The sequence below is a fragment of the Streptomyces bobili genome, from assembly GCF_002154575.1.
Lineage (GTDB): Bacteria > Actinomycetota > Actinomycetes > Streptomycetales > Streptomycetaceae > Streptomyces > Streptomyces bobili.
This window is the reverse complement of the sequence record NZ_MUBA01000579.1, coordinates 1-1,872: the sequence shown is the minus strand read 5'-3', so window position 1 is coordinate 1,872 and position 1,872 is coordinate 1. Positions and strand designations below refer to the sequence as shown.

Annotated in this window: 2 protein-coding genes; both read left to right on the top strand. The window is 73.8% G+C overall.

Annotated features, from left to right (window positions below; translation table 11 throughout):
• The first annotated feature begins 180 nt into the window (after positions 1–180).
• Positions 181–942, top strand: a complete 762-nt coding sequence (locus BZL64_RS33985) for a DeoR/GlpR family DNA-binding transcription regulator (RefSeq protein ID WP_086772939.1) — start codon at positions 181–183, stop codon at positions 940–942.
• Positions 943–954: 12 nt separating this feature from the next.
• Positions 955–1,872: 1-phosphofructokinase (gene pfkB / locus BZL64_RS33980; protein WP_107430400.1), on the top strand; the 918-nt coding region annotated here is incomplete at its 3' end.

Here is a 1,872-nt window from a genome sequence, read left to right as displayed (position 1 = left end):
TCCGTCGTCTGCAGACGTCGTCTCCAACTGTCGTCTCCGGGCGCACTCGGGCAGCGCTAGAAGTCCGTTCATGCCCGAATGGCGCCCGAACCTGTTTACTTTCCGGAAATCCGGGCGTAGCCTCCGTGGCGAAACCACAAGTTCGGGCATAAACCCGGTAACCGTCGGAGGCGAACGGACATGTACGCACCGGAGCGGCAGCAGGAGATCCTGCGGCTCGCCCGTGACGGCGGCCGGGTGGACGTCCTGTCGCTGGCCGAGGAGTTCCAGGTCACGGCGGAGACGATCCGCCGCGACCTGAAGGCCCTCGACCGCGCGGGCCTCGTCCGTCGCGTGCACGGCGGTGCCATACCGGTCGGACGCCTCGATTTCGAGCCGGACCTCGCCGAACGCGAGTCCACCTCCGCCGACGAGAAGGACCGCATCGCCAAGGCCGCCCTGGCCGAACTCCCGGCCGAGGGCACGATGATCCTCGACGCCGGTACGACGGTCGCCCGGCTGGCCGCCGCCCTCCCGCTGGAGGCCTCCCTCACCGTGGTCACGCACTCCCTGCCGATCGCGGCCCGGCTCGCCGACCACCCCGGCATGCAGCTCCACCTGATCGGGGGGCGCGTACGGCACCGTACGCGCGCCGCCGTGGACGCCTGGGCGCTGCGGGCGTACGGCGAGATCCGCGCCGACGTCCTGTTCGTCGCCGCGAACGGGTTCTCCGCCGAGCACGGACTCACCACCCCCGACCTCGCCGAGGCCGCGGTGAAGCGGGCGGCGATGGCCGCGGCCCGCCGGGTCGTCCTGCTCGCCGACTCCGCCAAGCACGGCCAGGAGCACTTCGCCCGCTTCGGCGACCTGGGCGACGTGGACCTGCTGATCACCGACAGCGGGCTGAGCCCCGACGACGCGGCCGCCATCGAGCGCGGCGGCACGGAAGTGCTCTGTGTCTAGAAACGAGTGCGCATGATCCTCACCGTCACCCCGAACCCGTCCCTCGACCGCACGTACGAGGTTCCCGCCCTCGACCGCGGCGAGGTCATCCGTGCCACCGGCGAGCGCATGGACCCCGGCGGCAAGGGCGTGAACGTCTCCCGGGCCGTCGCGGCCGCCGGACGGCGCTCGGTCGCCGTACTGCCCCTGGGTGGTGCGCCGGGCGCGCTCGTCGCCGATCTGCTCGACGCGCAGGGCATCGAGGTCGCGCCGGTCCCGGTCGCCGGGGCCACCCGCTCGAACATCGCGCTCGCGGAGTCCGACGGGGTGCTGACGAAGATCAACGCGCCGGGTCCCGAACTGTCCCCGGCGGAGCAGGAACTGCTCCTGGAGACCGTGCGTGAGCAGTCCCGCGACGCCGACTGGATCGCCTGCTGCGGCAGCCTGCCCCGCGGCCTCGCGCCTTCCTGGTACGCCGACGTGGTCGCGCGGGCGCACGCCGGGGGCGCTCGGATCGCGCTGGACACCTCGGGGCGCGCACTGCTGGAGGCGCTGCGCGAGCGGCCCGACGTCGTGAAGCCGAACGCCGAGGAACTCGCCGAGGCCGTCGGACGCCCCCTGGCGACCGTGGGCGACGCCGTGAAGGCGGCCGAGGAGTTGCGCGAGATGGGCGCCCACGCCGTGCTCGCCAGCCTGGGCGCCGACGGGCAGCTCCTCGTGGAGGAGGGGGGCACCTGGTTCGCCACCGCGCGCGTCGACGCCGTCCGCAGCAATGTGGGGGCGGGGGACTCCTCCCTCGCCGGATTCCTCATCGCCGGCGGCAGCGGCCCGGAGGCCCTCGCCTCCGCCGTCGCGCACGGCGCGGCAGCCGTCCAGCTGCCCGGCAGCGTGATGCCGACCCCGGCCGACCTGGACCCGGCCGCGGTGACGGTCACCGCGGCCGGGTCCAGG